Consider the following 22,815-nt stretch of genomic DNA (forward strand, 5'->3'; position numbering starts at 1 on the left):
TCCATGTCTCGTTGGCGCGTGGCGCTCCTGCTCATCGCGGGGGTGGCTTATGCCTGTGTTTCCCACTGGATGATGCTCTACCACGCGGCGGAGCCGTGGGCGATCGTGGCGCTGCTCGGCCCGCTGTGGCTCACGGCCCTGGGCCTCGCGGGCAGCCGCTTCGGCAACCGGGGGCTGGCGCTGACGGCCTTTGGCGGCCTGCTGCTGTTCGCGCTGGTCATCCATGGCGATGCGGGCGACACGAACCGGCTCTACATGTTGCAGCACGTCGGCATCAATGCGCTGCTGTGCGGATGGTTCGGCGGTTCGCTGCGTGGCGGCAGGCTTTCGCTCATCGGGCAGTTCGCGCAGCGCGTGCACCCGCTGACGCCGGACCAGGTGGCCTACACCGCACAGGTCACGCGGGTTTGGACGCTCTATTTCGCGTCGATGGCTGCGGCCTCCGTCATCGTCTTCGCGACTCGGCCGTTCGCGGTCTGGTCGGTCCTCGCGAATCTGTTGACGCCAGTGCTGATCGGCGCGCTTTTCTTCGGCGAATACCTGCTGCGCTACCGGCTCCACCCCGAATTCGAACGCACCCGCCTCGTGGATGCGGTGCGTGCCTTCTACAGCACGCCGGTCAATGGCACCGCCCGGCGTTGAACCGGACACTGCGGTGATATCCAAATCCCTCCTCCCGCTGATCGCGGACCGTGATCTCGACCAGCCGATCGCATGGCGCGCTGGCGTGCCTGTGAGCGCGCGCGAGTTCCTTGCCGACGTGGCTCGTTTTGCGCCCGAGTTGCGCGACGGCGGCCCGGTCGTGAACCTGTGCGTGGACCGCTACGCTTTCGCCGTCAGCCTCGCGGCGGCGCTGGTGCGCGGAGAAACCAGCTTCCTGCCGCCCGATGCGCGGCCTGACACGCTCGCGCGTCTGCATGAGGTGGGCGACCCGGCATTCGCGGTGGTCGATGACGCGGCGATCGAAACGCCGGGCCTTCCGAGCGTCCTCTTCGAAAAGCGCACCGCAGTCGATCCATCGCCGGACGCGGCCACCCCGGCGTTCGATCGCGACATGCACGCGGTGAGCCTGCTGACCTCCGGTTCCACCGGTGCGCCGCAGCCTCACGCCAAGACTTGGGGCACGCTGGTCGGCAACATCACCACGGCGGTCCGGCGCCTGTCGAGCCTGCTGGACCGTCCGTCGCTCGCCGGCCTGACGCTGGTGGCGACGGTGCCCGTGCAGCACAGCTACGGCCTGGAATCGTCGGCGCTGCTCGCGCTGCTCGGCGGTGCTGCGTTTGACAGCGGACGGCCGTTCTTCCCGGCCGACGTGGCGAAGGCGCTGGCCTCGGTGCCGCAGCCGCGCGCGCTGGTGACCACGCCTTTCCATCTGAAGACCTTGCTGCTTTCCGGCATCGAGCTGCCGCCGGTGGACCTGATCCTCTCGGCCACCGCGCCGCTGTCGCCGCAACTCGCAGCGCACGCGGAGCAGGCCCTGGGCGGCAAGCTGATCGAGATCTACGGCAGCACCGAATCGGGCCAGGTCGCGACGCGTCGGCCGACCCAGAGCGAGGTCTGGGAGACCTTCGGCGACATCCGCGTCCATCGCGAGCAGGACGAGGCCGGCAATGAGCGCTTCGTCTTTTTCGGGGATTTCATCTCCGAGCCGACGCCGATGGCGGACATCCTCGAACTGGTCGACGACCACCGCTTCCGCCTGCTGGGCCGTGCGAACGACCTGATCCATGTGGCCGGCCGGCGCAGCTCGCTGGGCTACCTCAACCACCACCTCAACAGCATTCCGGGCGTCGTGGACGGGGCCTTCTGGCTGCCGGACGACGTGGTCGACGGCGTGGTGCGGCCCGTGGCCTTCGTGGTGGCGCCGACGCTCGATGCACACGCGATCATCGCAGCGCTGCGCGAGCGCATCGAGGCGGTATTCGTGCCGCGGCGCGTGGTGCACGTGAATGCCTTCCCGCGCGAGGGGACGGGCAAGCTCACCGCCCGGTCGCTGCGTGAATTCGCGCTGGCGCATCTGGCGACGGACACGACGCCGGTGCAACTCACGCTCGACGTGCCCGAAGACCATCCGGCTTTCGCCGGCCACTTTCCGGGCCAGCCGCTGCTGCCCGGCGCGCTGCTGGTGGCGGAGGTGCTCGAAGCGGTGCGCGGCGTGCCGGCGCTGTCTACGCGTCTTGGCCCGACCCCGACGCTCGCGGCGGCCAAGTTCCTGTCGCCAGTGCGGCCCGGCACCACGCTGGCGATCGACCTCGTTCCCGAAACCGGCGCGTCGCGCGGCTTGCGTTTCGAAGTGCGCTGCGGCGATGTCGTCGCCGCCAGCGGGCGCTGGACCCCCAGCGTCGCCATCGCGTCATGAGCGGTTCGCCGCCAGAGAGCGGCGATTCCCGACCGCGACAGGCCGACTGGGCGCGCGCGCCCGAGCGCAGCAACATGCTGGCGCTGCGAATCATCAGCTGGATCGCGATCCAGCTCGGACGGCCGGTCGCGCGGCTGGTGCTGCATCCGATCGCGCTCTATTTCCTGTTGTTTTCGCCGACGCCGCGCCGCCACATCAAGCGCTATCTGTTCCGCGCGATCGGGCCGCAGGCGGGGTGGGGCGACGGCTACCGGCTGCTGCATGCCTTCTCCTCGACGGTGCTGGACCGCATCTACTTCCTGCGCGGCCGCATGGATCTCTTCGACGTTCGCGTGCGCGGCCACGAGGCGGTCGAGGCCGAGGTGAACGCGGGTCGCGGCGCCTTCATGCTCGGCGCGCACGTCGGCAGCTTCGAGGCGCTCGGCGCCACGCGGCAGAAGGAGGGCGCACCCGCCGACCTGCGGCTCGCGATGCTGATGTACCAGGACAATGCGCAGCAGATCGGCGCCTTGCTCGGCGCGATCAGTCGGCCCGAGCACCGGCCGCACATCATCGCGCTGGGCCGTCCTCACGCGATGCTCGAGCTGCGCGACTGGCTCGATTCGGGCGGCCTCGCCGGACTGCTGGCCGACCGCACGCTCGCCGGGCCGGAAGAGGCGGGCCAGCAGCGAGGCAGCAGCATCGAATTGCCCTTCCTCGGGCAGCCTGCGATCTTCAACGACGGGCCGTTCCGTCTTGCCGCGCTGCTGCGCCGCAAGGTGTTCTTCATGGCGGGCCTGTACGTGGGCGCTGCCCGCTACGATGTGCTGTTCGAGCCGCTCGCCGATTTCAGCGAACGCATCGCCGATCCTGCCGAGCGCGAACGACGCATCCGCGCGGCGCTCGAAAGCTACGTGGCGCGGCTCGAGGCGCTGTGCCGCGCGTATCCGTACAACTGGTTCAACTTTCATGATTTCTGGCTCGAAGATTCGGATTGATCGCTGGTGCAAGGCGATGCTCGCGGCGCTGACGCTTGCACTGTCGGCGTCGCCGGTCTGGGCGTTCGACCTGCCCGAGCTGATGGGCCTGCTGGCGCAGCGCAGGAGCGGGGACGCCACCTTCACCGAACAGCGGTTCGTGCGCGGCCTCGAAGGCCCGCTGGATGCGAGCGGCGTGCTGAGCTTCACCGCGCCGGACCGGCTGCTGCGCCGCACGATCACGCCGCGCCCCGAGACGATGAGCGTGGAAGGCAACACGCTGACGCTGTCGCGCGGCGGCCGCACGCGCACGGTGGCGCTCGACAGCATGCCGGAGTTGCTCGGCATGGTCGAAGCGATGCGCGGCACCCTGAGCGGCAATGCCCAGAGCCTTCAGCGCTATTTCCGCAGCACCCTCACGGGCACCAGCAACGACTGGGCGCTGGACCTGCAACCCCTCGACGAGCGTCTCGCCGCGCAGGTCCGCAGCATGCGCCTGACCGGGCGCGGCGGCGACGTGCTCGGCATCGAGATGGAGTTCATCGGCGGTGACCGCTCGGTCATGAACATCACGCCCGAACGCCGCACAGGCCATTCGCCGGGGACGTCGGCGCGAAGCACGCCGTGATGCACGGCGTTTCCAGGGCGGGCGGGCGTCCCGCCAGACTCGCGTTGTGGCTCTGGCTGGGGCTGCTGGCCGTGGGTGTCGCCATCATTGCGCGTTCGCAATTCAGCGCGGACCTGTCCGCCTTCCTGCCAAAGAGCCCCGATGCGCGTCAGCGGGTGCTGATCGAGCAGCTCCAGAGCGGCATCGCCTCGCGCACCGTCTTCATCGGCATCGAGGGCGGCAAGGACGCCGCGCAGCGTGCCGAGGTCTCTCGCGCGGTCGCATCGTCGATGCGGCAGAGCGGTCTCTTCGACCAGGTGCAGAACGGCGACACCAGCGAATGGAAGGCCTCGGGGACCTGGGTCTTGGACCATCGCTACCTGCTTTCGACCGAGGTGACGCCGGAGCGCTTCAGCGCCGCGGGCCTGCGCGATGCGATCGTCGACACGCTCTCGATGCTTGGAACACCCGCGGGCAATGCGCTGAAGCCGCTGCTGGACCGCGACCCGACGGGCGAAATGCAGCGCATCGCCGAAGGGCTGATTCCCGCGAGCTCGCCGCGAAACGAGGAGGGCGTATGGGTATCGCGCAGCGCGCCGCGCGCGGTGATGCTCGCGACCACGCATGCGTCGGGCAGCGACCTCGATGCGGTCGCGAAGGCGATCGCGCAGGTGCGCGGCGCGTTCGACGCGGCCACGCACGGCCTGTCGGGCGAGCGGCCGCATCTCCAGATGACCGGTGCGCCGATCTTCTCGGTCGAGAGCCGCGACCAGATCAAGTCCGAGGCGACCCATCTCGCGGTGGTGGGCGGCATCGTGATGGGGGCCTTGCTGCTGCTCGCTTTCGCGTCGCCGCGCGCACTCGTCGTCGCTTTTCTGCCGGTGGCGACCGGCGTGGTGTGGGGCACGGCGACGGTCAGCCTTGTCTTCGGCAACGTGCACGGCCTCACGCTCGGCTTCGGCAGCACGCTGATCGGCGAGACGGTCGACTACGCGATCTACTACCTGATCCAGGCGCGCGGCGCGGCCACGCCGGGCACCGGCTGGCGGCGCTGGCGCGATATCCATTGGCCGACCGTGCGGCTCGGGCTGCTGACCTCGGTCTGCGGCTTTGCTGCGCTGGTGTTTTCCGGCTTTCCGGGGCTGGCGCAGCTCGGCGTTTTCTCGCTCGCGGGACTGATCGCGGCGGCGCTCGTGGCGCGTTTCGTGCTGCCGATCCTCGCGCCGGATGGCGCCACCGGCATGGGCATGCGCGCGCACATGGCGCGCGTGGCCGGCGTGGGGGTGCGCGCTCTGCCGCGCTTGCGGTGGGCGCTGGCGGGGCTCGGCGTCGCCGCGCTGGCGCTGGTGACATGGCAGGGCGGGGACCTGTGGCGCGCGAATCTGAGCGCGATGAGCCCGGTGCCGCAGGCCGCGCAGAAGCTCGACGCCGAGCTGCGCTCCGACATCGGCGCGAGCGACGGCGGCACGCTGATCGTGATCCAGGGCGTGGATGTCCAATCGGCCCTGCGCAATACCGAGGCCGCCGGCGCGCGGCTCGAAGCGCTGGTCGACAAGGGCGATCTTGCGGGCTATGAAACCGTCACGCGCCTGCTGCCGAGCGAGGCGGCGCAGAAGGCGCGGATCGCGAGCCTCCCCGATGCGGACACCCTGCGCAGCCGGCTCGTCGAAGCGACGCGCGGATTGCCGCTGCCCGCATCGCGGCTCGAAGCCTTCGTTGCGGATGTCCAGGCGGCCAAGGCGCTCCCGGTGATCCAGCGGGCCGATCTGAAGGGCGGCCCGCTCGACGCGGTGCTCGGTGCGTTGATGTTCGAGCGTGAGGGCGGCGGGTGGTCCACGCTGATCGCGCTGCATCCGGGCGCGGGCTTCGATGCGGGCCGGCTCGCGGCCGCACTCGACGGGGTGCCGGATGTGCAGGTCGTCAACGTGGGCGACGAACTGGCGAACCTCTATCAGCGCTATCTGCACGAGGCCTTCGTCCAGGTGATGCTCGGCGGGCTCGCGGTGGTGGTCCTGCTCGGGGCCTACCTGCGCTCGGGGCGTCGTCTGCTCGCGGTGTGCCAGCCGCTCGCGATGGCGGTGGTGCTCACGTTGGGGGGCATGGCGGCGCTGCACGTGCCGTTGGGCATCCTGCATCTGGTGGGGCTGCTGCTGATCGTGGCGGTGGGTTCGAACTACGCCTTGTTCTTCGACCAGTTGCGCGAGACCGGCCGCGCGGACGAAGACACGCTCGCATCGTTGATGCTGGCGAACCTGACGACGGTCATCTCGTTCGGCCTGATCGCGATCTCGAACATCCCTGCGCTGTCGTCGATCGGCCGCGTGGTCGCGCCCGGCGCATTGCTGGCGCTGCTGCTCTCGGCCGCTTTCGCGCGCGCGACCGCGCCCGTCGCGGACAGGGTGCGCTGATGGGAGAATCGCGCAGCCGCACGTCCCGAGAGTCCATGTCGCAAGTCCTTCCCGTACCCCACCGCGAATCCTGGCCATGGCCGCCGGCCATCCAGGCCAGCGCCGTGGTGCATGTCGCGGCCGTCGGCGCGGCGCTGTTCGTTCCGGGCGCGTGGCCGTGGGCCGTCGGGGCGGTGGTGTTGAACCATGCGGTCATCACCGCGGCCGGGCTGACGCCGCGCAGCAGCCTGCTGGGCCCCAACGTCACGCGACTGCCTGCCAGCGCGGTGGCCCGGCGCGAGATCGCCGTCACGATCGACGACGGTCCCGACCCGGAGGTCACGCCAAAGGTGCTGGACATGCTCGACGCGCACCACCAGCGCGCGACCTTCTTCTGCATCGCCGAGCGCGTGCTCGAACATCCGGGGCTCGCGCGCGAGATCGCGGCGCGTGGCCACAGCATCCAGAACCACACGGCACGGCATCGGCACAACTTCTCCTTCCTGGGGCCGCGCGGTTTCGCTCAAGAGATCTCGCGAGCGCAACAGGTGCTGGAGGAAGTCACCGGGCAGCGTCCCACCTGCTTTCGCGCGCCCGCGGGCCTGCGCAATCCCTTCCTGGCGCCGGTGCTGCATCGCATGGGCCTGTCGCTCGTCAGCTGGACGCGGCGCGGCTTCGACACCCGTGAGGGCAATGCCCAGGCCGTGCTCGCACGGCTCACCAAGGGGCTGAAAGCCGGCGACATCCTGCTGCTGCACGACGGCCATGCCGCGCGCACTGCGCAAGGGCAACCGGTCATCCTCGAAGTGCTTCCCAGGCTGCTGTCGCAATTGCAGGCCAATGGCCTGCGTGCCGTGACCTTGCCGGAGGGTCTGTCGGCATGAGTCACCGGTCGCTTGCCGGGTCTTCCAGAGTCCTTTCATGAGCGCGCAGATTTCCGCGGACGCCGCGTGGCGTCGATTGCATGAGCGCGCGAGCGCGCCCTACCGGAAGGCGGGCAAGTTCGCCTGGCATTTCGCACGGGGCAAGCTCGGGCGCGATCCTGTCTTTCGCGGGTTGATCGAGCGCGGGTTGATCGGTGACGGCCGGGCGCGTGTGGTCGATATCGGTTGCGGACAGGGCCTCTTCGTCAGCCTTCTGTCGGCGATGAGCGCGATGCAGGCGCAGCCCGGCGAATGGCCTGCCGCGTGGCCGGCCACGCCGGCGTCGCCAAGCTACACCGGCATCGAACTGATGCCGAAAGACGTGGCGCGCGCCGAGTCGTCGGTGGGCCATCTTCGGCCGACGCCCCGGTTCGTGTGTGGCGACATGTGCACGACCGAGCTTCCCGCAAGCGATCTCGTGGTGATCCTGGACGTGCTGCACTACGTGGATCTCGCGGCGCAGGAGGGCGTCCTGCGCCGCGTGCGCGACGCCCTGCAGCCCGGCGGCCGGCTGCTGCTGCGCATCGGCGACGCGGGCCGCCGCGGCGGGTTCGCGATCAGCCAATGGGTCGACCGCACGGTCACGCGCATCCGGGGGCACCGGGTGTCGCCGACGTGGGGGCGGCCGCTCAACGATTGGAAGGCGCTGCTGGAGCGCCTCGGTTTTTCGGTCGAAAGCATCCCGATGAGCGAAGGCACGCCCTTTGCAAACGTGCTGCTCGTGGCCGACCTCAAGGATTCCCGATGACCGTACCTCAAACCCTGGACCAGGCCGGCATCGCCCGCCGCATTCCGCACAGCGGCACGATGTGCCTGCTGGAGCGCCTGGAATCGTGGGATGCAAACCGCATCCACTGCACGACGACCACGCACGTGCGCGCGGACAACCCGCTGCGCACCGCGAGCGGCCTGCTCTCCCCGAACCTCGTCGAATACGCGGCGCAGGCGATGGCCTTGCATGGCGGCCTGCTCGCGCCGGAAGACAGCGAACCGTCGGCCGGTTTTCTCGCGAGTGCGCGAGGCGTGCGGCTGGCCGTCGAGCGCATCGACGACGTGGCGGGCGCGCTGCATGTGCACGCCCAGCGGGTCTCCGGCGATGCATCCCAGATCCTCTACGAATTCGCGGTGAAGGACGTGCAGGGCCGGGCGCTGGCCGAGGGCCGCGCCGTGGTCGTGCTCAACACCCCGCTCGCCAACTGAAGGAAAGCCCATGAGTCTCACAGGAAAACGTGCGCTGGTGACCGGCGCCAGCGGCGCGCTCGGCGCCGCGATCGCACAGCGTCTCGCGCGCGACGGCGCCACGGTGCTGCTGCATGCGAATTCGCGACCCGAATCGGTGGAGCGGCTCGCGGCCGCGATCGCGGCCGCCGGCGGCAAGGCAGAATGCGTGGTGTTCGATCTGCGCAGCGACGAGGCCGCACGTGTGGCCTGCGAGCGCATGCTGAAGGACGGACCGGTCCAGATCATCGTCAACAACGCGGGCGTGCATGACGACGCGGTGCTCCCGGGCATGCAGCCCGAGCAGTGGCACAAGGTGATCGACGTGTCGCTCAACGGCTTCTTCCGCGTCACGCAGCCGCTGCTGCTGCCGATGCTGCGCACGCGCTGGGGGCGCATCCTGAATATTTCCTCGGTCGCATCGCTGACCGGCAATCGCGGGCAGGTCAACTACGCGGCGGCCAAGGGCGCGCTCAACAGCGCGACGAAGTCGCTGTCGCTGGAAGTGGCGGCACGCGGCGTGACGGTGAACGCGATCGCGCCCGGCATCATCGCCTCGCCGATGGCCGACGGCGTGTTCGACGCCGCGACGATCAACCAGCTCGTGCCCGCGAAACGCGCCGGCACGCCGGAGGAAGTGGCCGCCCTCGCGGGGTTCCTCGCCAGCGACGAGGCCGCCTACATCACGGGGCAGGTCATTTCGATCAACGGTGGGATGATCTGAAGCCAACCGGAGGCACCGATGATCAAGCTCTTCCACGCACCGAACTCGCGCTCCTCGCGCATGATCTTCCTGCTCGAGGAGCTGGGTGCGCCCTACCGGATCCAGAAGGTCGATATCCGGCGAGGCAACGGGACGGGCTCGGCCGACGCGGCCAACCCGCATCCCCACGGCAAGGTGCCCGCGATCGAGGACGATGGCGCCCTGGTGTTCGAGACCATCGCGATCACCTGCTACCTCACCGACAAGTTTCCGGCGGCCGGCATCGGCCCGGTGGTGGGTTCGCCGCTGCGCGGGGCCTACCTGAGCTGGCTGGCCTACTACGCCGGCGTGATGGAGCCGGCCTGGGTCGGCAAGTTCATGGGCGTGACGCCGCCCCGAGGCACGGCGGGATGGGTCGATCCCGACGAAGTCATGGTGTATGTGAACCGGACCCTGGAGCGCGGCCCGTACCTTCTCGGCGAGCAGTTTTCCGCCGCCGACATCCTCGTCGGCACCACCTTCGCGCTGTTTCTCGGCGGCCCGCTGCTGAAGCGCACGACCTTGCTCGAAGACTACGTGAAGCGCGTGACCGGCCGCCCCGCATTCGCGCGCGCGCAGGCCCGCGAGAACGGCTGAGCGGGCGCGATCACGCCCGCCTCAAGGCTGAAAGGGCGGTGCGCCGCGCAGCCTGCGCCACAGCAGCCCCGGCAGCCTGAAGACGAACTCGATCACCAGCCGGGTGTGCATCCACGTCAGCAGCACGTTGTCGCGCCCATAGCGGAAGTGCGACACACCGCCTTCCTCGGCGGTGAGGTACTTCACCGGCGCGTCGATGTTGACCGGCTTCACGCCGCGCCAGGCCAGCCGCACCACGGCCTCGGTGTCGAAATCGAAGCGGCGCATCCAGGGCTGCGCATCCATCACCGCCAACAGGTCGGCGAGGGGATAGACGCGGAAACCGTACAGCGAATCGCCGATGCCGGCGAACAGGGTCTCGAGCTGCGTCCAGCCGTTCGAGATGCGTCGGCCGCGCACGCGCAGCAACGGGGCGCTCGCATCGAACACGGGGCGGCCCAGCACCATCGTCTCGGGGCGGTCCTGCGATGCCTTCATGAAGGCCGGGATCAGGTCGGCGGGATGCTGCCCATCCGAATCCATGGTCAGCACGTGCGTGAAGCCGGCTGTGCGCGCCTCGCGCAATCCGTGCAGCACGGCGGCACCTTTGCCCTGGTTGGTGGGGAGGATCGAAACGTGCAGGCCGGGGTCCGAGCCCGCGAGCGCCTGAAGCCGCTCGCCGGTGCCGTCGGTGCTGCCGTCGATCACCACCCACACCGGGCTCCACTGCGCGCGGGCGGCCGCGACCGTCGAGAACAGCCGCTCACCCGTGTTGTAGCTGGGGATCAGGACAAGGTGGGTGCGCGAGACGTCTGGCATGCGGGCTGCGCATCCGGGGAGCGCTGTTCCATGGAGTGGCGGAAGTATTGTTCGATCTGGTGCAGCAGCGCGTCGCTGTCCTGCGAAGGCGCGAAGCGCTGGCCCAGGCGCAGCCGGAAGACGATGGGCAGCGGCGGCACGCGCCACAACGGCCAGCCCTTGGCAAGATAGGGCGAATTGGTGTCGATGAAGACCGTCTGGATCGGCGACTGCGAGAGCTTGGCGATCAGCGTGACGCCGGGCCTGAATGCGTTGAGCGGCGGCGTCACAGTTCGCGTTCCCTCAGGGAAGATCACGAGCTGGCCGCCGCTTTTCAGGTCTTCGACCGCGAGCTTGACCATGGTGCGGGCCGAGTCGTTGCGGATGTAGCGCGCCAGCCGCGCGCCTGCCCCCAGAAAGACGTTGCGCATCAGGTCCGCCTTCATGATGCAGGCGCTGCGTGGCAGCCGCGCCACCAGCAGCAGGGCGTCGAGCATGGTGGGATGGTTGGCGACGAAGATCAGCCCGCGCTCGTTGCGCAGGGCGTCGAGGCAATCGGCGTCGATGCGCATCATGCCGCACAGCGATGCCGAGGCCCAGAAGGCGCGGTACGCATGCGCGATGACGCGCCGGCCCAACGCACGTCCGGTCTCCGCGGGCAGCACCGGGTACAGCAGCATCGCGACCAGGTTCCAGGCGAGCGACACGCTGCCCAGCAGCGCGAGCAGCGCATAGAGCGGCAGCGCGAGCGCCATTGAGAGTGCCAGACGAAGCGGCCGGTTCATCGCGTGAAAGGGGTAGTCAGCCGCGCAGCGCGCCGCGTGCCACGGCATGGGCCTCGATCTCCACCAGCAGGTCCTGGCGGCAGATGTCGGCCTCGAGGAACACGGCGTGGCTCAGCGTGTGCGCCTTGGGGCCGAGCGACTCTTCCATGACCTGCCGCACGACCGACGCATCGGCCGCATGGCGCACGTAGACCACGCAGTCGAGCGCCGAGAGGTCGAAGCGCGCCGTGGTGCGCTCGTTGGCTGCGGCGATGACCGCGCGCAGGTTGCGCAGGGTTTCCTCGGTCTGGGCCACGATCTCGCCTACATGGACCGTCTCGTGGCCGACGATGCTCGCCGTGCCGGAGATGAACAGCGCCACGTCACCGCCGCCGAGCTCGGCGAGCGCTGCCCTGGAGAACGTCGGCGCACGGGGTCCGTAAGTCTTGGGGTAGTGATAGGCCGAAACCTGTCGCGGGTTTTCGACCGGCAGCGGCGCGCTGCGGCCGGCCAGGAAGCGGATGCACAGGGCGCCCTGGTGAATCCCGAGCGCGCATGCGGCCGGAGCCCCTTCGAACGCGGCCTGATCGGCCTCGACGAAAGCCTGTTGCCGGCCCAGGTTGAACTGGCGATAGCGCTCGAGACCGCCGCCGTCGCCGTTGATGTGGGGCAGGTAGTTCCAGATGCGCAGCAGGTGCGCGCAACCGGTCTGCTCGAGCGATTCGAACAGGTCGCGGTAGGCGCGCTGGGCAAGGGCGGCGAGACCCTGCTTCTCGACCGACTCGTCCAGATCGATGGCGCCGAGCATCCAGTGCCCGTCGCAGCGCCAGCGCACCACGCCGGTGGTGCCGGATTCGATGTGCTCGCTGGCGTGCCATACGTCCGCCATCGCGCTCGAGGAGAGCACACGGGCGTTCACGGTCGACATCCATGCCAGGTGATCGGGCGTGCCGTAGCCGAGCGCGCCGAAGGGCGGTGATCCGCCGGCCGCGAGTGCCAGGCTGTCGGACAGGGAAAGGCGCTGGACGCGCAGGGGCGGCGCCCCGAGGGGTTCTCGTGCTGTCACTTGGTCGGTGCGGCGTGTTCGGGCGTGGTGGAAGAAATGCTCATGCGGGCGGTCGGGGTGCCGAAGCAAGGAGCCCGGCGGGGTGCGTCTTTCAGCGCCGGGATTATCCCAAAAAGGCATCCGGTTCCCTCACATCGGCCCGGGCGTCGTTCGCGCCGGACAGTAAACTCGCCCTTTGCTTTGAAAACACAAGACAGCGAGAGTTAAAGCCATGGCCGGACACAGCAAATGGGCGAATATTCAGCACCGGAAAGGCCGGCAGGACGAGAAGCGAGGCAAGCTCTGGACCCGCGCCATCCGTGAAATCATGGTGGCCGCCAAGGCGGGTGGTGGCGATCTGAGCGCCAATCCGCGGCTGCGGCTGGCGGTCGACAAGGCCAAGGCAGTCAACCTGCCTGCCGACACCATCAAGCGCAACATCGACAAGGCCACCGGCAACCTCGAAGGCGTGAACTACGAGGAAATCCGCTACGAGGGCTACGGCATCGGCGGGGCGGCGATCATCATCGACACGATGACCGACAACCGCGTGCGCACCGTGGCGGAGGTGCGGCACGCCTTCAGCAAGCACGGAGGCAACCTGGGCACCGAAGGCTCGGTGGCCTTCCAGTTCAAGCATTGCGGGCAGCTCATCTTTGCGCCGGGCACCAGCGAGGACAAGGTCATGGAAGTCGCGCTCGAGGCGGGCGCGGAGGACGTCGTCACCGACGACGACGGCGCGATCGAGGTGCTCACCGCACCCGGTGATTTCGAAACCGTCAAGAACGCCCTGGAAGCCGCGGGCCTCAAGCCCGACGTGGCCGAGGTCACGATGCGGGCCGAGAACACCATCGAACTCGCCGGCGAGGACGCCGCGAAGATGCAAAAGCTGCTCGACGTCCTGGAGGACCTCGACGACGTGCAGGATGTCTATCACAACGCTGCGCTGCCCGAGTAAGGCAAGCGCGAAAGAAAGCACGCGAATGAAGGTACTGGTGATCGGGGGAGGGGGCCGAGAGCATGCGCTGGCATGGCGGCTGGCGCAGTCCCAGCGCGTGAGCAAGGTCTATGTCGCCCCGGGCAACGGCGGCACGCGCGCGGATGCGCGCTACGAGTGCGTCGACGTCACGGAGCCCGCCGCACTGCGCGAGTGGGCGCAGAAGGAAAAGATCGCGCTGACCGTCGTCGGCCCCGAGGCGCCGCTCGCCGCCGGTGTCGTGGACGAATTCCGCGCACACGGCATGCGCATCTTCGGGCCGACCCAGGCTGCCGCGCAGCTCGAAAGCTCCAAGGCTTTCTCGAAGGCGTTCATGAAGCGCCACGGCATTCCCACTGCGGAGTACGAGTCATTCACCGACGCTGCCGCGGCGCACGCCCACGTGGACGCCAAGGGCGCCCCGATCGTGATCAAGGCCGACGGCCTTGCGGCGGGCAAGGGGGTCGTCGTCGCCACCACGTTGGCCGAGGCGCACGAGGCCATCGACTTCATGCTGCTGGACAACAAGTTCGGCGTGTCCCACAACGAGGGCGGCGCGCGCGTCGTCATCGAGGAGTTCCTCCAGGGTGAGGAGGCGAGCTTCATCGTCCTGTGCGACGGCAAGAACGTCACTGCGCTCGCGACCAGTCAGGACCACAAGCGCCTGCTCGACGGCGACCAGGGGCCGAACACCGGGGGCATGGGGGCCTACTCGCCGGCGCCGGTGGTCACGGCCGAGGTGCATGCGCGTGCGATGCGCGAGATCATCCTGCCGACGATCCGCGGCATGGAGAAGGACGGCATTCCGTACACCGGTTTCCTGTATGCCGGGCTCATGATCGACGCCACGGGTCACCCGAAGACGCTCGAATTCAACTGCCGCATGGGCGACCCCGAAACGCAGCCCATCATGCTGCGGCTGAAGTCGGACCTGTTCGAAGTCTTCTGGCATGCCACCGACGGCACGCTGGACCAGGTCGAACTCGAATGGGATCGCCGCGTCGCGCTCGGCGTGGTGATGGCGGCGCACGGCTATCCGCTGTCGCCGCGCAAGGGGGATCGCATCCAGGGCATTCCGGCCGAAGCGCCCGATGCGGTGGTCTTCCATGCCGGGACCACGCTGGAAGGCGGCGAGCTCAAGACCAGCGGCGGCCGCGTGCTCTGCGTGACCGTGCTGGCCGACAGCGTCAAGCAGGCTCAGCAACGTGCCTACGAGGTCGCGGCGCGCGTGCGCTTCGACGGCGCCCAGTACCGCAAGGACATCGGGCATCGCGCCGTGCACGCACGCGGCGCCTGAGAATCCAATGCAAGCAGTCCCGCTCGAAGCCAGACCGCAGGAGGTGGGTGACTACCTGCGCGGGTTGCAGCAGCGCATCGTGTCCGCCATCGAGTCGGCGGATGGCGGCCAATGCGTGCGGGATGAATGGCATAAGGCGCCGGATGAACCGCTGCAGGGCAGCGGTCTGACCTGCATCCTCGAAGGCGGGGGCTTTTCGAGCGCGCCGGCTGCGGTCTGTCGCAGGTGAGCGGACCGAGGCTGCCACCGTCGGCGACCCAGCATCGGCCCGAGCTCGCCGGTGCGCCCTTCGAGGCCATGGGCGTGTCGCTGGTGTTCCATCCGCGCAACCCCTACGTGCCGACCGTGCACATGAATGTGCGCATGCTCGCGGCGCTTCCTGCCGATGCGCCGCCGGTCTGCTGGTTTGGCGGCGGCATGGACCTGACGCCGTACTACGGGTTCGAGGAAGACGCGGTCCATTTCCATCGCACCTGCCGCGACGCGCTCGCCTCCTTCGGCGACGACAAGTACCCACGCTTCAAGGCGTGGTGCGACGACTACTTCTTCCTCAAGCACCGCAACGAGCAGCGTGGCGTCGGCGGCATCTTCTTCGACGATTTTTCGGAGCTCGGCTTCGAGCGCAGCTTCGCGATGCTGCGCTCGGTCGGCGATGCCTTCCTGCCGGCCTATCTGCCGATCGTCGAGCGTCGCCGCAACATGCTCTACGGCGAGCGCGAGCGGGGCTTCCAGCTCTACCGGCGCGGTCGCTACGTCGAGTTCAACCTCGTCTGGGACCGCGGCACGCACTTCGGCCTGCAATCGGGCGGGCGGACCGAATCGATCCTGCTGTCGATGCCGCCCCTCGCCAGCTGGGCCTACCGGCAGGAGCCCGAGCCGGGCAGCCCTGAGGCGGCGCTGTACCGCGACTTCCTCGTGCGGCGCGAATGGCTCTGACCAAACCGCGGGTCGGGGTCTTCGGCGGCGCGTTCGATCCGCCCCACAACGCGCATGTGGCGATGGCGCAGGCGGCACTGGCCCAACTCGGTCTGGCGGAACTGCGCGTCTTCCCCACGGGGCAGGCCCGGCACAAGGACCGGCCGTTGAGCCCGGCGGAGCACCGCCTCGCCATGTCGCACCTTGCATTCGACGATCTGCCCGACACGCGGGTCGATCCGCGCGAGATCCTGCGGCCCGGTCCGACCTATACGCTCGACACGTTGCGCGAACTGAATCGGGAGCAGCCCGGCGCGCAACTCGTGCTGATCATGGGCGCCGACCAGGCGAGTTCGCTGCACCGCTGGCACGGCTTCGAAGAGATTCTTTCGATTGCTATAATTTCCGTAGCATATCGCGCACTATCCACGGGCTCTGACGGACAGTTCGATCCATCCTCTCTGCCTTCCGTGCCGCCCGGCGCCCGCTTCGAAAAGCTCCAGCTCCCGCCGATGGGCGTCAGCGCGACTGACGTCCGCGCGTGCGCCCAGCGAGGGGAGGATCTTCGCCAACTGGTTCCGCCGGCGGTTGCACGCTATATTGAACAACACCACCTCTACCGATCCGCCTGATGAGAACTGAAGCCGCCGCCAAGAAAGACACGCAGAAACTCCAGAGAGCCATCATCGATGGCCTCGAGGACGTCAAGGCGCAGGACATCCAGGTTTTCGATACCGAGCATCTTTCCCCGCTCTTCGAGCGCGTGATCGTGGCTTCCGGAACGTCCAATCGCCAGACCAAGGCCCTCGCGGCGAGCGTGCTCGACGCGGTGCGAGAAGCCGGTTTCAACAAGCCCCGCGTCGAGGGCGAGGCCAACGGCGAATGGATCATCGTGGACTGCGGTTCCGCGGTCGCGCACATCATGCAGCCGGCAATCCGTCAGTACTACCACCTCGAGGAAATCTGGGGCGACAAGCCGGTGCGAGCCAAGCTCGGCGCGACCAAGCCGATGGCCGTCAGGGCATCGGAAGAGGCCGACAAGGCGCCAGCCGCCAAGAGCACCTCGTTGCGCCGGTCCAGCGCCGCCAAGACCGCTGCGCGGGCTGCGGAGCAGGCCGCCAAGCCGGCTGCCAAGAAGACTGCCGCAAAGAAGGCGCCCGTGAATAAGTCTGCGGCATCGAAGCCCGCCAAGACCGTCGTCGTGAAGACGCCTGCCAAGAAAGCCGCGGCGAAGAAATCGGCGCCGGTGAAGAAGGCCGCCCGCAAGACTGCTTCCGCCCGGTCATGAAGCTCCTGGTGGTCGCAGTCGGGCAGCGCGTGCCCGACTGGGCGCAGACCGCCTGGGACGATTACGCCAAGCGCTTCCCCCGGAACTCAAGCTCGAGCTGCGTGCGGTCAAGACCGAACCGCGCGGCTCGAAGACGCTGGAAACCCTCTACGCAGCCGAACGCGAGCGCATCGAGGCCGCCATCGCCAAGGGCATGCGCATCGTCGTGCTGGACGAGCGCGGCACCTCGCTCACCACCAAGGCGCTGGCCGCCCGTCTGCAAGCCTGGCAAGGCGAGGGCGATGACGTCGCGCTGGTGATCGGCGGCCCTGACGGGCTGGACCCGGCGTTCAAGGCCGCGGCGCACGAGCGCATCCGGCTCTCCGACCTCACGCTGCCGCACGCGATGGCGCGGGTGCTGCTCGTCGAGCAGCTCTATCGCGCCTGGTCGGTGAATGCCGGCCATCCCTACCACCGCGAATGACCCCCGATTTCATCTACCTCGCGTCGCAGAGTCCGCGACGCGCCCAGTTGCTCGGGCAACTGGGCATCCGGCACGAACTGCTGCTGGCCGAGTCCGGCGAGGATGCCGAAGCGCTCGAGGCGGTGCTTCCGGGCGAATCGCCGACGGCCTACGTCCAGCGGGTGACCGGGCTGAAGCTCGATGCGGCCGTCGTGCGGTGGGAGCGCCGCGGCTTGACGCCCGCGCCGATCCTGTGCGCCGACACGACCGTGGCGCTAGGGCGGACGATCCTCGGCAAGCCCGAGGATGCGCGCGATGCCGAGCGGATGCTCGCAATGCTCTCCGGCCGCACCCATCGCGTGATGACCGCGATCGCGCTCCAGCACGGCGTCGAACGATCGGCGCTGCTCAATGTGTCGCATGTCCGCTTCGCGCCGATCGGTGCCGGGCAGATCGCCGATTACGTCGCGACCGGCGAGCCGCTCGGCAAGGCCGGCGCGTATGCGATCCAGGGACGGGCCGCCGCATTCATCGAGCACATCAGCGGCTCGCATTCGGGCATCATGGGTCTCCCGATGTTCGAGACCGCCCGGTTGCTGCGCCAGGCGGGGTTCAGGCTTTAGGCAACAGATGCAAGACATCCTGATCAACTGGTCGCCGCAAGAGACCCGCGTTGCCGTAGTGGAGCACGGTGCGGTCCAGGAACTCCACCTGGAGCGCACCCTCGAGCGCGGCCTGGTCGGCAACATCTATCTCGGCAAGGTGTCTCGGGTGCTGCCCGGCATGCAGTCCGCTTTCGTCGACATCGGTCTCGACCGCACGGCTTTCCTGCACGTGGCGGACATCGTGGCGCCATTCACGCCGGGTTCGCGCCCCAGCGCCGTTGCGGCGGACCGCGAGCACCGCAATGCCGGCGCGATGATCCCGATCGAGAAACAGGTGTTCGAAGGGCAGTCGCTGCTGGTGCAGGTCATCAAGGATCCGATCGGCACCAAGGGCGCGCGGCTGTCGACCCAGATCAGCATCGCGGGGCGGCTGCTGGTCTTCCTGCCGCAGGACAACCATATCGGCGTCTCGCAGAAGATCCCGCCGGATCTTCGCGACGCGTTGCGCTCGCGCATGCAGGCGCTGATCGAGGCCGCGGCGGCCGCGGAAGCGGGCGGTGTGGTGCCGGCGAACACGGGCGGCTTCATCCTTCGCACCAACGGCGAAGATTCCAGCGACGCCGAGCTCGCCGAGGACATCGCCTATTTGCGCAAGACCTGGTCGCGCATCCGCGAGCTCTCGGTGCGCATGCCTCCGTTGTCCTTGCTGCACCAGGACCTGAGCCTGCTGCAGCGCGTGCTGCGGGACATGACGAGCGAAGACACGCAGACGATCCGCATCGACTCGCGCGAGCAGTTCGATTCGCTGCTCAAGTTCGGGCTCGAATTCATGCCGCAGGCGGCGGGCAAGCTGCAGCTGTACAAGGGCGAGCGGCCGATCTTCGATCTCTACTCGATCGACGAGGAAATCGCCAAGGCGCTGGGGCGGCGGGTCGATCTCAAGTCCGGCGGCTACCTGGTGGTCGACCAGACCGAGGCGCTGACGACGGTCGACGTGAACACCGGCGGCTTCGTGGGGGCGCGCAACTTCGACGACACGATCTTCAAGACCAACCTCGAGGCCGCGCAGGCCATCGCGCGACAGCTCCGCTTGCGCAACCTGGGCGGGATCGTCATCGTCGACTTCATCGACATGGCGCGCGACGACCATCGCGAGCAGGTGCTGGCCGAGTTCCGCAAGCAGCTCGCGCGCGATCGCGTGAAGACGACCGCGGGCGGGTTCTCGCAGCTCGGACTGGTGGAAATGACGCGCAAGCGCACGCGCGAATCGCTGGCGCACATGCTGTGCGAACCCTGTCTTGCATGTGGAGGGCAGGGGATCGTGAAGACCGCCCGCAGCGTGGCGTACGACGTACTGCGCGAGATCCTGCGCGAGGCGCGCCAGTTCACGCCGCGCGAATTCCGCATCGTCTCGTCGCCGCAGGTGATCGAACTGTTCCTCGACGAGGAGAGCCAGCACCTGGCCGGGCTCAGCGACTTCATCGGCAAGCCGATTTCGTTGCAGGCCGAGCCCGCGATGGGACAAGGCCAGTACGACATCGTCTTGTTATAGGCTAGCCCCCAGCCTCGCCCACTTCGTGTGGCTCTGACACCCCCTACCGGGGGGCAACACCAGCGGCTCGGCGGAGCCGGTTCCGCGGTGTTTCTGGTATCCCGCTTGGGTCAGATCGTGGGATCCTGCCCGGGCGCGGCGCCTCGGATGGCGAGGTGCTGCAGGCGGGCGTAGAGGCCGTCGAGGGCCATCAGTTGTGCGTGGCTGCCTTGCTCGGCGATGCGGCCGTGGTCCATGACGACGATGCGGTCGGCGTGCTGGATGGTCGAGAGGCGGTGCGCGACGATGAGGGTGGTCCGGCCCTGCATCAGGCGCTGCAGTGCTTCCTGCACCAGTCGTTCGGATTCGGTGTCGAGCGCCGAAGTGGCCTCGTCGAGCAGGAGGATCGGCGCGTTCTTGTAGAGGGCGCGCGCGATCGCGAGACGCTGGCGCTGCCCGCCCGAAAGCTGCGTCGCGTTGTGGCCGAGCACGGTGTCGATGCCGTTCGGCAGGCTCTCGACATGCATCGCCAGGTTGGCGGCCGCGACGCATTCGACGATACGGTCGCGGTCGATCTCGGCGCCGAGGGCCACATTGGCCGCCAGCGTGTCGTTGAGCATGACCACATCCTGGCTGACCATCGCGAACTGCGCGCGCAGGCTGCTGAGTTGCCATTCGGCAACGTCCCGGCCGTCGAGCAGGATCTGGCCGGCGCTCGGCAGCACGAAGCGGGGCAGGAGATTGACGAGGGTCGTCTTGCCGGAACCTGAAGGTCCCACGAAGGCGATGACTTCGCCGGGCTCGATCACGAGATCGACGTCGTCGAGGGCTCGAGCCTCATCGTCCCCGCGGTAGTTGACGCGCGCCTTGCGAAGTTCGATGCGGCCGGTGGCACGCGAGACTTCATGTCGGCCTTGCTTTTCAGGGCCGACCGTGTCGAACAGATCAAGGCCGCGCTCCAGCGCAGCGAGCCCGCGGGTGATCGGGTTCGCGACGTCGGCAAGACGACGGATCGGCGCGATCAGCATCGCCATCGCGGCCACGTAGGCCACGAAGCCGCCGACCGTCAGGCCCTGTTCGCTGCTTTGCCAGAGCGCGATCACCACCACGATGGACAACGCGACCGCCGCGAGCAACTGCGTGAGCGGCGTCATCGCGGCTGAAGCAATGGTGGATTTCAGCGCTAGGCGGTTGACGCTGTGGCTCAAGCGCTCGAAGCGATCCAACTGGCTCGCCTGCGCATTGTGCAGGCGCACGACCCGATGGGCGAGCACGTTTTCCTCGACGACGTAGGCGAGTTCGTCGGTCGCGAGCTGGCCCAGCCGTGTCAGGTGGTAGAGCCGCTTCGACAGAATCTTCATGATCCACGCGACACCCGGCACCATGAGGCAGATGATGAGCGTGAGCTTCCAGTTGAGGTAGAGCAGATAGATCACGAGCGCGATCAGGGTGAGCCCATCACGCGACAAGCCCAGCAGAGCCTGTATCAGCAGCATCCCCCCGGTCTGCACCTCGTAGATGACGGTGTTGGACAGCGTGCTGGCCGACTGGCGCGAGAACAGCGCGAGCTCAGCCGCCATGAGTTTCTGGAAGAGCATCCGCCGAAGCCGCTGCATGCCTTCGTTTGCGATGCGCGAAAGCGCGTATTGCGACGCGAACTGCGCGAGTCCGCGCACCGCGAAGAGCGTGATCATCGCGGCCGGCACCATCCAGAGTTGAAGCTGGCCTTTGGTGAAGCCTCGGTCGAGCAGGGGCTTCGTGAGCGCGGGCATCATCGCTTCGGTCAGCGCGGCGATGCTGGCGGTCAGGAATCCGATTGCCCACCATTGGCGCGATCCGCCGAACCAGGTCATCAGTCGCGCGAGTCGGCGCGTCAAGGGAGGCCGCTCTTCGTCGGCGGCGGGGGAGGGCTGCATGGCGGCGCATTCTACGTTCGCCCCTTCCGTGTAGGACCGGGCCGGAACTTGTACACGTTTTGTGACTTTGCCAGCCTCGCAATGTGTACCATGTGGCCCGTCAGGTCCGAGGCCGGAAACTAATTCCTCGGAAATCTCTCCGATCCGCATGAAAAAGCCGTTGCAAGACTTCTCCCCAACCCCTTCTTCATCGTTCTTCGCTCGCCGCGCCTTGATTGCGGTTCTCGCTGCCTCCCCTGCTATTTCCGCGCTCGCCCAGTTTCGGGTCGAGGTGTCGGGCGTCGGGTTGACGCAGTTGCCGATTGCACTCGTCCCTTTCAAAGGCGAGGACGGATCGCCGCAGAAGATCTCCGCCATCGTCCAGGCCGACCTCGAACGCAGCGGCCAGTTCCGTGGCGTCGATGCGTCCGGTCAGGCGCTCGATGAAACCTCGCGCCCCGATCTGAGCCTGTGGCGCCAGCGCACCGCCGATTCCCTCGTGGCCGGCAGCGTCACGCGGCTGGCGGATGGTCGCTACGATGTCCGCTTCCGTCTCTGGGACGTGGTTCGCGGACAGGATCTCGGCGGCCAGAGCTACACCGTGCCGCAGGGCGACCTCCGCCTCGCTTCGCACCGTATCGCCGACTACGTCTACGAGAAGCTCACCGGCGAAAAGGGCATCTTCTCCACCCGCATCGCCTACGTCACCAAGGGCGGGAGTCGCTACAACCTGTGGGTGGCCGACTCCGATGGCGAGAACGCGCAGGCCGCGCTCGCCAGCCCGGAGCCGATCATTTCGCCGCGCTGGTCTTCCAATGGATCGCAGCTCGCGTACGTGTCCTTCGAGTCGCGCAAGCCGGTGGTCTACGTGCACAACGTCGCGAGCGGTCAGCGTCGCCTGGTGGCCAATTTCCGCGGCTCCAACAGCGCACCGGCGTGGGCGCCCGACGGCAACACGCTCGCCGTCACGTTGAGCCGCGACGGCGGCTCCCAGCTCTACACGATCTCCTCCAGCGGGGGCGAACCGCGCCGCCTCACGCAGAGCAACAGCATCGACACCGAGCCGGTGTACTCGGCCGACGGGAGCACCATCTACTTCGTGAGCGATCGCGGCGGTGCTCCTCAGATCTACAAGATGAGCGCCAGCGGCGGCAATCCGACCCGCGTCACCTTCAGCGGCACCTACAACATCTCTCCGTCCATCAGCGGCGATGGGCGGTGGTTGGCCTACATCTCGCGGGTCAATGGCGGGTTCAAACTCCACGTGATGGACTTGCAGAGCGGCAACGCGCAGGCCATCACCGACACCACCGCTGACGAGCGCCCCAGTTTTGCCCCCAACAGCAAGCTGATCGTGTACGCGACGAAGCTCCAGGGCCGCGAGGCCCTGATGACGACGACGCTGGACGGAAAAATAAAAGCCCGACTGGCAGGACAGGCGGGAGACATCCGCGAACCGGACTGGGGTCCGTTTCAAAAGCAATGACTAAC

The 22,815-nt window shown here is 68.1% G+C and carries 21 protein-coding genes and 2 pseudogenes; 19 read left to right on the forward strand and 4 right to left on the reverse strand.

Annotated features, from left to right (window positions below):
• The first annotated feature begins 3 nt into the window (after positions 1–3).
• Genes ACQ858_RS09325 through ACQ858_RS09370 form a run of 10 tightly spaced genes read left to right on the forward strand, consistent with a single transcriptional unit; the run spans position 4 to position 9,789 of the window.
• Positions 4–642 (forward strand): hypothetical protein, encoded by a 639-nt coding sequence (locus tag ACQ858_RS09325; protein ID WP_431276414.1) that lies wholly within the window; start codon positions 4–6, stop codon positions 640–642.
• A gap of 13 nt (positions 643–655) precedes the next feature.
• The gene (locus tag ACQ858_RS09330) at positions 656–2,359 is read left to right on the forward strand and encodes an AMP-binding protein (protein WP_431276415.1); all 1,704 of its coding nucleotides are present in this window, start codon (positions 656–658) and stop codon (positions 2,357–2,359) included.
• The gene (locus ACQ858_RS09335; RefSeq protein WP_431276416.1) at positions 2,356–3,336 is read left to right on the forward strand and encodes an acyl-CoA synthetase; all 981 of its coding nucleotides are present in this window, start codon (positions 2,356–2,358) and stop codon (positions 3,334–3,336) included. Before ACQ858_RS09330 ends, ACQ858_RS09335 begins: the two co-directional genes overlap by 4 nt.
• Positions 3,337–3,352: 16 nt before the next feature.
• Positions 3,353–3,943: a LolA-related protein gene (locus ACQ858_RS09340; RefSeq protein ID WP_431276417.1), complete on the forward strand. Its 591-nt coding sequence runs from the start codon at positions 3,353–3,355 to the stop codon at positions 3,941–3,943.
• Positions 3,943–6,330: an MMPL family transporter gene (locus ACQ858_RS09345; RefSeq protein ID WP_431276418.1), complete on the forward strand. Its 2,388-nt coding sequence runs from the start codon at positions 3,943–3,945 to the stop codon at positions 6,328–6,330. The genes ACQ858_RS09340 and ACQ858_RS09345 overlap by 1 nt, the downstream gene beginning before the upstream one ends.
• 35 nt (positions 6,331–6,365) lie before the next feature.
• On the forward strand, positions 6,366–7,193 hold the full coding sequence (locus ACQ858_RS09350; protein WP_431276419.1) for a polysaccharide deacetylase family protein: 828 nt from the start codon (positions 6,366–6,368) through the stop codon (positions 7,191–7,193).
• Positions 7,194–7,230: 37 nt separating this feature from the next.
• Positions 7,231–7,980, forward strand: coding sequence for a methyltransferase domain-containing protein (locus ACQ858_RS09355; RefSeq protein WP_431276420.1), 750 nt, complete (start codon positions 7,231–7,233; stop codon positions 7,978–7,980).
• Positions 7,977–8,432, forward strand: coding sequence for a hydroxymyristoyl-ACP dehydratase (locus tag ACQ858_RS09360; RefSeq protein ID WP_431276421.1), 456 nt, complete (start codon positions 7,977–7,979; stop codon positions 8,430–8,432). Before ACQ858_RS09355 ends, ACQ858_RS09360 begins: the two co-directional genes overlap by 4 nt.
• 10 nt (positions 8,433–8,442) lie before the next feature.
• Positions 8,443–9,174, forward strand: coding sequence for a 3-oxoacyl-ACP reductase FabG (fabG, locus tag ACQ858_RS09365; RefSeq protein WP_431276422.1), 732 nt, complete (start codon positions 8,443–8,445; stop codon positions 9,172–9,174).
• A gap of 18 nt (positions 9,175–9,192) precedes the next feature.
• Positions 9,193–9,789 (forward strand): glutathione S-transferase family protein, encoded by a 597-nt coding sequence (locus tag ACQ858_RS09370; protein WP_431276423.1) that lies wholly within the window; start codon positions 9,193–9,195, stop codon positions 9,787–9,789.
• 21 nt (positions 9,790–9,810) lie between these two features.
• On the opposite strand, the gene ACQ858_RS09375 is transcribed toward ACQ858_RS09370, so the two are convergent.
• From ACQ858_RS09375 to ACQ858_RS09385, 3 genes are read right to left on the reverse strand one after another with little or no spacing between them, the layout of a single operon-like run.
• Positions 9,811–10,587, reverse strand: a complete 777-nt coding sequence (locus ACQ858_RS09375) for a glycosyltransferase family 2 protein (RefSeq protein ID WP_431276424.1) — start codon at positions 10,585–10,587, stop codon at positions 9,811–9,813.
• On the reverse strand, positions 10,554–11,351 hold the full coding sequence (locus ACQ858_RS09380; protein WP_431276425.1) for a lysophospholipid acyltransferase family protein: 798 nt from the start codon (positions 11,349–11,351) through the stop codon (positions 10,554–10,556). Before ACQ858_RS09380 ends, ACQ858_RS09375 begins: the two co-directional genes overlap by 34 nt.
• A gap of 16 nt (positions 11,352–11,367) precedes the next feature.
• Entirely contained in the window at positions 11,368–12,396 is a 1,029-nt protein-coding gene (locus ACQ858_RS09385) for a hypothetical protein (protein ID WP_431276426.1), read from the reverse strand.
• 211 nt (positions 12,397–12,607) lie between these two features.
• Between ACQ858_RS09385 and ACQ858_RS09390 the strand changes: the two genes are divergently transcribed.
• The 8 genes and pseudogenes from ACQ858_RS09390 to rng all read left to right on the forward strand — a co-directional run bounded on the left by ACQ858_RS09390 (position 12,608) and on the right by rng (position 19,450).
• Positions 12,608–13,333, forward strand: coding sequence for a YebC/PmpR family DNA-binding transcriptional regulator (locus ACQ858_RS09390; protein ID WP_431276427.1), 726 nt, complete (start codon positions 12,608–12,610; stop codon positions 13,331–13,333).
• Positions 13,334–13,358: 25 nt separating this feature from the next.
• On the forward strand, positions 13,359–14,648 hold the full coding sequence (gene purD, locus ACQ858_RS09395) for a phosphoribosylamine--glycine ligase (RefSeq protein WP_431276428.1): 1,290 nt from the start codon (positions 13,359–13,361) through the stop codon (positions 14,646–14,648).
• Between the two features lie 7 nt (positions 14,649–14,655).
• Positions 14,656–15,584: pseudogene (gene hemF / locus ACQ858_RS09400) on the forward strand (oxygen-dependent coproporphyrinogen oxidase).
• Positions 15,575–16,195: a nicotinate (nicotinamide) nucleotide adenylyltransferase gene (nadD, locus tag ACQ858_RS09405; protein ID WP_431276429.1), complete on the forward strand. Its 621-nt coding sequence runs from the start codon at positions 15,575–15,577 to the stop codon at positions 16,193–16,195. Before hemF ends, nadD begins: the two are co-directional and overlap by 10 nt.
• On the forward strand, positions 16,195–16,851 hold the full coding sequence (gene rsfS, locus ACQ858_RS09410) for a ribosome silencing factor (RefSeq protein WP_431276430.1): 657 nt from the start codon (positions 16,195–16,197) through the stop codon (positions 16,849–16,851). The genes nadD and rsfS overlap by 1 nt, the downstream gene beginning before the upstream one ends.
• A pseudogene (gene rlmH, locus ACQ858_RS09415) lies at positions 16,848–17,314 on the forward strand (23S rRNA (pseudouridine(1915)-N(3))-methyltransferase RlmH). The gene rsfS and the pseudogene rlmH overlap by 4 nt, the downstream one beginning before the upstream one ends.
• Positions 17,311–17,916, forward strand: coding sequence for a Maf family protein (locus ACQ858_RS09420; RefSeq protein WP_431276431.1), 606 nt, complete (start codon positions 17,311–17,313; stop codon positions 17,914–17,916). The pseudogene rlmH and the gene ACQ858_RS09420 overlap by 4 nt, the downstream one beginning before the upstream one ends.
• Before the next feature lie 7 nt (positions 17,917–17,923).
• A complete protein-coding gene (gene rng, locus ACQ858_RS09425; RefSeq protein WP_431276432.1) occupies positions 17,924–19,450 on the forward strand; it encodes a ribonuclease G in 1,527 nt (508 codons plus the stop codon).
• Between the two features lie 110 nt (positions 19,451–19,560).
• On the opposite strand, the gene msbA is transcribed toward rng, so the two are convergent.
• Positions 19,561–21,345: a lipid A export permease/ATP-binding protein MsbA gene (msbA, locus tag ACQ858_RS09430; protein ID WP_431276828.1), complete on the reverse strand. Its 1,785-nt coding sequence runs from the start codon at positions 21,343–21,345 to the stop codon at positions 19,561–19,563.
• Positions 21,346–21,493: 148 nt separating this feature from the next.
• Between msbA and tolB the strand changes: the two genes are divergently transcribed.
• The gene (tolB, locus tag ACQ858_RS09435; RefSeq protein ID WP_431276433.1) at positions 21,494–22,810 is read left to right on the forward strand and encodes a Tol-Pal system beta propeller repeat protein TolB; all 1,317 of its coding nucleotides are present in this window, start codon (positions 21,494–21,496) and stop codon (positions 22,808–22,810) included.
• Positions 22,811–22,815 lie beyond the last annotated feature (5 nt).

This window comes from Variovorax ureilyticus (genome assembly GCF_050632185.1).
In the GTDB taxonomy this organism is placed as follows: domain Bacteria; phylum Pseudomonadota; class Gammaproteobacteria; order Burkholderiales; family Burkholderiaceae_C; genus Variovorax; species Variovorax ureilyticus_A.